Origin of the sequence: Flavonifractor plautii ATCC 29863 (genome assembly GCF_000239295.1) — a bacterium.
Classification (GTDB): Bacteria; Bacillota; Clostridia; order Oscillospirales; family Oscillospiraceae; genus Flavonifractor; species Flavonifractor plautii.
The window spans coordinates 1-8,527 of record NZ_JH417750.1; the positions used below are offsets into that span (position 1 = coordinate 1).

At 55.9% G+C, this 8,527-nt stretch carries 7 protein-coding genes and 1 riboswitch; all 7 genes read left to right on the forward strand.

All coding sequences use genetic code 11. The annotated features are described in order from the left end of the window. The first annotated feature begins 148 nt into the window (after positions 1–148). A riboswitch (cobalamin riboswitch) is annotated at positions 149–344 on the forward strand. A gap of 213 nt (positions 345–557) precedes the next feature. The 7 genes from HMPREF0372_RS08725 (at position 558) to HMPREF0372_RS08755 (ending at position 8,365) form a co-directional block, all read left to right on the forward strand. Then, positions 558–2,174 (forward strand): ABC transporter substrate-binding protein, encoded by a 1,617-nt coding sequence (locus tag HMPREF0372_RS08725; RefSeq protein WP_021631857.1) that lies wholly within the window; start codon positions 558–560, stop codon positions 2,172–2,174. Between the two features lie 58 nt (positions 2,175–2,232). Then, positions 2,233–3,177 (forward strand): ABC transporter permease, encoded by a 945-nt coding sequence (locus HMPREF0372_RS08730; RefSeq protein ID WP_034566845.1) that lies wholly within the window; start codon positions 2,233–2,235, stop codon positions 3,175–3,177. Positions 3,178–3,179: 2 nt separating this feature from the next. Then, positions 3,180–4,004, forward strand: a complete 825-nt coding sequence (locus HMPREF0372_RS08735) for an ABC transporter permease (protein WP_007491035.1) — start codon at positions 3,180–3,182, stop codon at positions 4,002–4,004. A 13-nt stretch (positions 4,005–4,017) separates the two neighbouring features. Then, positions 4,018–4,950 (forward strand): ABC transporter ATP-binding protein, encoded by a 933-nt coding sequence (locus HMPREF0372_RS08740; protein WP_007491036.1) that lies wholly within the window; start codon positions 4,018–4,020, stop codon positions 4,948–4,950. 61 nt (positions 4,951–5,011) lie between these two features. Continuing rightward, positions 5,012–5,713, forward strand: a complete 702-nt coding sequence (locus tag HMPREF0372_RS08745; RefSeq protein WP_080568021.1) for an ATP-binding cassette domain-containing protein — start codon at positions 5,012–5,014, stop codon at positions 5,711–5,713. Positions 5,714–5,736: 23 nt separating this feature from the next. Next, a complete protein-coding gene (locus HMPREF0372_RS08750; RefSeq protein ID WP_039997023.1) occupies positions 5,737–6,669 on the forward strand; it encodes a LysR family transcriptional regulator in 933 nt (310 codons plus the stop codon). A 229-nt stretch (positions 6,670–6,898) separates the two neighbouring features. Then, positions 6,899–8,365 carry a UPF0236 family transposase-like protein gene (locus tag HMPREF0372_RS08755; RefSeq protein ID WP_007491039.1) on the forward strand — a complete coding sequence of 489 codons (1,467 nt, stop codon included), beginning with the start codon at positions 6,899–6,901 and terminating at the stop codon, positions 8,363–8,365. Positions 8,366–8,527: the final 162 nt, after the last annotated feature.

An 8,527-nucleotide genomic window follows, 5' to 3' on the forward strand; every position in this document is an offset into this window, starting at 1 on the left:
GTTCACCGTCCAATATGTTTGACAAACCTACACATTTTCCCTTATTGAATATTGGTTTTTCCGATAGCAGATCTGCCCGTGCCTGCGGCTTCCCTGGGGGATCTGCTTGACTTCCGTGGGAAAGATTGCTATGATAATATCCACAATAAAATATTGTTTTTCGTCAAGTGTCCGCTTTGTTTGTGCGTTTCAGCGGAGAAAAGGGAATCGGGTGGAAGTCCCGAGCGATCCGGTCACTGTGAACAGGGAGCACTTTCACATATGCCATTGTGTAAATTACACGAGAAGGCGTGTCAGTGCGGCGATCTGTGAGCCAGGAAACCTGCTTGATGAAGTATGTTGATGCTTCCGGTCAAGGCCTCTCGACACAAATGGGACAGGCGATTTCCGCTGGAAACCCGGAAACGCTGTTTGTGCGAAGCGGACCTTTAATGGTCTGCTTTTTTTCCTCTTATGGGGTCTGACTCTGGAAGACGGCCGTGGAACCGGCACATTTTCTGCATCCGCAGGACTTGCGCGTTTCCAGATATAAGTTGGACCGAAAGAAGGAGGATTCTATGAATCTGAAAAAACGCCTGACTGCTGCGCTGCTGAGCGCGGCACTTGCCCTGTCTCTGGTGGCCTGCGGCAGCCCCGCCACCCAAGAGAGCCCCTCAACTGCCCCCTCCCCCAGCGCGGAACCCGCATCCGCCGGTCACACCGCAGACGATATGATCGTTTTGGCTGGTGCCCGTACTCTGGCCCCTGGTCTGGAGGATGTCTATTTCTCCCACAAGCTCCTGGGTGCATGGGAACCGCTGATCTCCGTGGATGAGAGCGGAAACCCCATGGGGGTGCTGGCTGAGAGCTGGGAGCGCAACGAAGACGCCACTGTTTGGACGTTCCACCTTCGGCAGGGCGTTAAGTTCCAGAATGGAGAGGACTTCAACGCTGATATCGTGGTGGAGAACTTCAACCGTTACAAGCTCATGGAGAGCGGCTATTCCCAGTATACTACATTCAAGGTGGACGAGCTCTACCCCGGCCTCATTGGCTGTGAGAAGGTCGACGACTACACCGTCAATGTCAGCTTTACCGACCCCATCCCCCGGCTGTTATTTAACATGAAGGACACTGCAAGCTGTATTTTCTACCCCGGCTCCTGGGACACGGAAACCGGGTACTTCACTGAGCAGCCTGTCGGCACTGGCCCCTATATTATCAAGGATATCAAAGAGGATGAGTACGTTGATATCACTGCTTTTGACGGCTACTGGGGAGAGCCCGCCAAAACAAAGAATATCCGCGTGCGCATCATCACTGACCCTCAGGCCCGCTATGCCGCCTTGGACAGCGAGGAGGTCATGGGGGTGCTGGACCTCGGGGCTATGCCTGCCGCCCTGGGGGACGAGCTTCTCAAGGATGACCGCTTTGCCATGGCGGTGCAGACCTCCAATATTACCCATATAATGCTTCTTAAGGGTGAGGGCACCAAATTTTCCGACATGCGTTTGCGTCAGGCGGTAAGTCTGGCCATTGACCGTCAGCTTATTGTGGACCAGCTCTGGGGCGGCTATGCCATGCCAACGCAGAACCTGATTAACCGTATGTGCCCCGACTGGGTAGAACTGCCCGTAGAGTATGATATGGACAAGGCCAAGGAGCTGGCCCGTGAGGTGCTGGGGGACGAGCGCCTTCCGTTGGATATGTATACCCGCTCTCTGTATCTGGACCGCGGCCCTTATAAGGAGATGATGGAGTATATCCAGTCCCAGCTTTCCCAGATCGGTATCGATGCCACCGTGAATGTGATTGACTCCTCTACTTACTCTGAGATGTCCAAGGCCGGTGAACTGGGGGCAAACTTCATGACTCATGGTATGTCCAACCTCAATGCCTACCACTTCCTGGATATCTATATGAGCAGCGAAGGGTCTTACAATAAATCCCAGCATTTGGCCTACAGCAACCCCCACGTGGACGAGCTGCTGGCCGAGATGAAGACCACCCTGGACGACGACCGTTTCCATGAGTTGGCCGTGGAGCTCCAGGAGATTGCCAACACTGAGTTGCCTGTTATTCCTCTGTTCTACGACACCAGCAACCTCATCTACAATCAGGAGCAGATTACAGGCTACGAGGATTTCAGTGACCATTTGGATCTGAGTCATCTTTCCTGGGTGAACGCGCAGTAACCGCCACACCGCGCCAAAGCTGTGCTTTGGCGCGGTGTTTTTCAAGGGAGGAATTTCATTGAATCAAACCCTGCGCTATACCGCAAAAAAAATATTGTGGACAATTCCCATTCTGGTCGGCATCACCTTTCTGGCCTTCGGTCTGGGGCTGGTTGCACGGGGAGACCCCGCTACCAATCGGGCCAGCGCCGATCCCAACTATATCCCTACTGAGGAGGAAATCCAGGAACTCCGGGCGGAAATGGGGTTAGATGATCCCATTTTGGTGCAATACGGGCGCTGGATCTGGAACGCAGCCCACGGTGATCTAGGGGAATCCTATATTGACGACAAGCCGGTGCTCGGTGAGATCCTCCGGTTGCTGCCCAACACCCTCCTGCTGAGCGGAATGGCGTTGCTGGTCATTACTGTGGTGGGCCTTGCTGGCGGCCTGCTGCTTACACTGTTCCGGGACAAATTCATTGACCTGCTCGGGAGGGTTCTGCTGGTGTTTCTAATGTCCATTCCTGGTTTCTGCCTAGCCTATTTTATGATCTGGCTGTTCGCCCAGAAGTTGCGTATCCTGCCCACCAGCGGCGCGGAGACACTGTCCTGCTTCCTCATGCCCTGTCTGGCTATTTCCATCGGCTCGGCCTGTGTGGTTATCCGGCTGCTTCGCTCTTCCATTCTGGGTGAGCTAAGCAAGAATTACATTCTGACCGCCCAGGCCAAAGGCCTGCGGAGGGGCCAGCTCATTTCCCGTCATGCACTGCGAAATTCTCTGGTTCCATCCATTACATATATCGCCAATACCTTTGGCGGTCTTCTGGGAGGCTCCATGATCACGGAGAGCGTATTTTCCGTCCCAGGAATCGGAAGCTACGCCCTCACCGCCATCAATAATCGGGACTATATCGCCATACAGGGCTATGTGCTTTTTACCGGTGTCGTCTTTGTTCTGGTCTGCCTGCTGGCCGACCTGATCTGCGCCTGGCTGAACCCGCAGATTCGATTGGGGGGCTGAGCATGCGTGGTAAAAAAGTCTTGTTCATCCTTTCACTAACTGTGCTTGTTCTTTTCCTGCTGGTAGGGGTCTTTGCTGATTTTCTGGCACCCTGCGACCCCAACGCGGTGGATATGGCCAACGGCCTTGCCGCCCCCTCCCCTGAACACTGGCTGGGTACCGACCATATCGGCCGTGATCTGCTGAGCCGGCTTATCTACGGCAGCCGCTCTTCTGTGTTCATCGCTTTCTTCGCCACCGGATGCACTCTGTTGCTGGGCATGACTATCGGCCTGGTGTCCGGTTATCTGGGGGGATGGCTGGATCAACTGATTCAGGCTGTGGTCAATATCTTCCAAGGAATCCCCAGCACCGCTTTTGTGGTCGCCATCCTGGGACTGCTGGGCCCCGGTATGCGCAGTCTGCTGATCGCCATTGTGGTCAGCTCCTGGGCTGGATTCTCCCGTATTGTGCGCAATCAAGTTCTGGAGATCCGCGAGCTGCACTATATCGAGGGCGCACGGGCCATGGGCGGCGGGAGCTTCTATATCATGCGGCGCCATATCCTGCCCAATATCTTGCTCCCTCTGCTGGTTCTAATCGCCACACGGATCGGCTCTACGGTGCTCACCGTGGCCGCCATGAGTTACCTGGGCCTGGGCCTGCGGGCACCCGCAGCGGACTGGGGGATCATGATTAACGATGCCAAGCTCTACTATGTGAAGGATTTTCTTGTCCTACTGGCCCCTGCGGCCTGCCTGACTCTGTTCTGCCTGAGCATCAACTTGATTGCTGATTATCTCCGGGACTGCCTTGACCACGATGACGGCGCGGCCCGCATGCTGTAAAGGGAGGACGCACATGGAACTGTATACAAAGGACCTCTGCGTCCTCTTTGCTACCCATTCGGGTGATATTCCCGCCGTCAACCATGTCTCCCTCGCATTTTCGGAGCGGCAGGTCACCGGCATCATTGGAGAGACGGGCAGCGGCAAGTCTGTGCTGGGCCTGTCTATTCTCGGACTGCTTCAGTCCAACGCCTCTGTCACCGGACAGATCTTTTTGGGAGAGCGGGAGCTCACTGCCCTGTCCGAGCGGGAGCTGTGCACAGTCCGCGGCAGAGAGATTGCTCTGGTGGCTCAGAACCCGGCCACCTCATTGAATCCCAGCGTGCGGGTGGGACGCCAGATCGAGGAGGTCTTCCGTCTGGCTGGAAAAAGTACCCCAGACTGCCGGAGACTCACGCTGGAGCTTCTCAGGCAGATGGCCTTTTCCGACCCGGAGCAGATTGCAGGTGCCTACCCCTTCGAGCTCTCCGGTGGCATGCGCCAGCGTGTACTGACAGCTATCGCTGTGGCTGCACGTCCGCAATGGCTGATCGCAGATGAGCCCACCAAGGGACTGGATGCAGTGGTGCGCAATCAGGTTTACGACACCTTCTGTATGGTACGGGACCAGTACCGCGTCGGCTTCATCGTCATTACCCACGACCTTCTGCTGGCCCGCAAATTCTGCGAGCGTATCGTTGTCATGTACTGCGGCCGTGTCCTGGAGACCAACGCGGCGCGGGAACTGTTTGAGCACCCTAGGCACCCCTATACCCAGGGGCTTATCGCCTCGCTGCCCCACCTGGGCATGAAGCCTATGGCGGGCTTTTCTCCCGCCTTTACCGACCAGCCCTCCGGCTGCGTATTCCATCCCCGGTGCCCTTACGCGGAGGCTCGTTGCCGGCATACAGAGCCGAAATCCATCCCCTGTGGAGAAGGGAGCGTGTGTTGCCATCGCTACGATTGAAGTCCAGCACCTCTCAAAAAGTTTTCACTCCAATCGCCTTCGCGGACGCACCCACAAGGCGGTGGACGATGTTTCCCTCGCCATCGGGCCCGGACAAACTTATGGGCTGATGGGGGAGTCCGGTTGTGGCAAATCCACTTTGGGTCGGATGATTACCCGGCTTCTCCCGGCCTCCTCCGGGACAGTTCTCTATGACGGGACGGACCTCTTGGACATTCCTCAGCGAAAGATGCTCCCCTACCGCCGGCGCATTCAGATGCTTTTTCAGCACCCGGACACTTCGCTAAATCCGCGGATGACAGTGCTGGACAGTCTGCGGGAGCCCTTTCTGCTCCACGATCTGCCCGGCAAGCAGGATATGGATGAAATAATTCGCGCCCATATCGAGCCCTATGGCATTCAGCCGGAGCTGCTGGAGCGCCGGGCCTCCCAAGTCAGCGGCGGTCAGATTCAGCGCATTGTGCTGGCACGCATCATGCTGCTCCAGCCTGAGTTTATTGTACTGGATGAGCCCACTTCTATGCTGGATGTGTCGGTACAGGCCCAGATCATGGATTTGCTGCACCAGGTTCAGCTCCGAACCGGAGTATCTTATCTTCTCATCTCCCACGACCTCGATTTGCTGCGCCACGCGAGCAACCAGATTGGCATCATGTACCGGGGAAAGCTGCTGGAACAAGGGGAGACAGAAACCGTACTGAATGCCCCTACCCACCCCTATACCCGGGAACTGATTGAGAACTTTTCCTATATGAGGGATTAAACGCCCATTGGGAGGTGACCTCTGTGACGCTTCAAAATCTAAAATATGTGGTTGCAGTGGCGGAGTACGGTTCGTTTTCTGCGGCCGCCAAGGCCCTTTACATCTCTCAGTCCACCCTGTCCTCCGCAATCAAGGAGCTGGAGGCCGAGCTTGGAACTCAACTCTTCCTGCGGAGTAACCGCGGTATCCAGCCCACCCCCGACGGGGAGGACTTCCTGCGCTATGCCCGCGAAATTGTGGAGCAGAGCCGCGCCCTGGAACGGCGTTATCGCCACCGGAGATATGCGCCTACACGGTTCGCGGTTTCGACCCAGCGGCTTCCCTTTGCCGTCCGGGCATTCCAGAGATTTATGGAGCAGCTCTCCTGGAACAGCTATGATATCGCCATCCGGGAGTGCCCAACCTATACCATTATTAGTGACGTGGCTGCTGGAAAAAGTGATGTGGGGGTGGTGGCCCTGCACGACCAGTACATTCCAGCACTGGAAAAGACCTTTGAGATAAACCATGTGACTTTCACCGAGTTAGAACGCTTGCCAACGTATGCCTTCCTGCGTAGAAGTCACCCTCTTGCGAAGCGGGACAAGGTCAGCATGGCCGAACTGCTCCAATACCCCTTCGTAACCTATGACCAGGAGGCGGATCGCTCTGAATACACCGAAGAAGTTGTGTTCCATCAGATTGCGGAAAAGACCGTTCACGTCTCCGACCGGTGCAGCAAGGTGGCGCTGGTTCGGTTTACCGATGCGTTCAGCATAGGTCCGGACCTGACCAACAGCAACGCCGATGCCTTCCACAGCGGGATGGGTGAGATTGTTGCCATGCCGGTAGAGGAGATCTCCGACTCACTCCATGTCGGATATCTGCTGCAAAAGAATGTGGCGGTCTCAGCCGCCATGGCAGTGTTTCTGGACTATCTGCGGGACGATATTATAGTGTTAAAGAAGACTCTTTAGTAACGTTAGATTCGTTTTTATTGAAGTGTCCGGCACAGGATCCACGGAAGACTGTATAAAAATGCGCCGTCCGGCTTGAGCCGGATGGCGCACGTTTCTTTTGTTAGTGTAAAATTATCGTAGGCAAAAGAAAAAGGGAAACGGTGAAAACATCGCTTCCCTTGGGGCTCCAAAGTCAGTAGAATTGTGAGTTGAGAACAAACACCTACTGCAAAGGAGTCCCAAGGTAATGGTAACAAAGTTAGAGACACAAGGCAAGCAGATTTTTCAGTGGGGCGAGAAGTTTGTAGACATCGCCACACTGGAGAAAGCGGTGTACGAAGCCGTTCTCTCCCTCGGCCGCAATATCATGCGCCAGTGCATAGAGGAGGCGGATCGGACGCTCGCTCGGCAGCGGGACCGTGGGATGTACCGGGACAAGGGCTACCGGCCCACCACGCTCAAAACAGTGATGGGCGAGGTGGGGTACCAGCGCCATGTCTACCTGCTGTCCGGGGCCGCGGAGCAGCCCAGGGCAACGGTATACCTGCTGGACAGGAGCATGGGCCTTGACACGGTAGGCCTTTTCAGCGATACTGTGTGTATGATGGCGGTGGAAGCGGCCTGTGCGGTGAGTCACCGGACGGCAGCCGCCACACTCAACGATCTGACCGGGCTGAGCCTGAGCCACGAGAGCGTCTGGCGCATTGTCCAGAACGCTGGGAGCTGGGAGCAAGCCCGAGTGGACAGCCTGGCGGCGGCGGCAAAGGCCGAGTGCGGGTCTGGGACCTATGAAACGCCGGTACTGTATGAGGAGATGGACGGCGTGTACCTTGCTCTGCAAGGGAAAGACCGGCTGGAACACGGCCCCAGCAAAGAGATGAAGGTGTCTATTGCCTACTCCGGGATTTACGAGGACGCCAGCGGGCGGCGAAGCCTTGCCAACAAGGTTTCATACGCCAGCATGGAACAGGCGGAACACTTCCGCCGCCACGCCGAGGGTGTAGTGGCCGACTTCTATGCTGTGGACTGCGTGAAGCGACGGGTCTTTAACAGCGACGGCGGAACCTGGCTGCAACGGAATATGGTGCCTGGATGTACCTACCAGCTCGATTTGTTCCACCGGAACCGGGCTGTGCGTACCTGTGTGAATGACCCAGACCTCCAGGAAACCATCCTGGAGCTATTTCATGCACGTAAAGTCAAAGAAGCGATTGCTGTGGTGGAGGCATCTATTGAGAGCACACTGGATCCCGACGAACAAGAGAAGCGGCGGAAGCTGTTTACCTACTTCAACAACTACCGGAAATCCCTTATTCCATACTACCAACGGAGTGGAAGAAAACCCCCGCTGCCCAACGAGGGCCAGCAGCCCGCCCGGTGTGGGAGCATGGAGAGCAACATCTTTACCATTATTGGGAACCGGATGAAGCACAACCGCACCTGCTGGAGCGTGGCCGGGGCCAACAACCTTGCGGCTTTGCTCGCCTTGCACCGCACCGGCCATCTGCGGCGTGTTCTGCGGGATTGGACGGCCCACGGGGCCCCCTCTAAGCTATACACAATAACGGCTCCCATATCTGCAAAGCAAACCAACAAACAGATGAGTGAAATCTATATCCCACCGCATTTACTGTCTGCTGGTGACCTCCATCCAGCCGCGAAGTATTGCCTGACCAAATTCTTCCCGCTGTCCGAGATGCACACCACAGAATGACTGTGCTGGCTGAGTGCGCTTGGCCCGGTTTACGCCGAGGCCATTCACCTTGAACAACACTTTCTACTGGCTCCAATTTTGGTACCAGCACCCCTTGCCAACGATTTTGTTACACATACTTTCTTTTGTTCTGTAGGTTTGTCAAACATATTGGACGGTGAA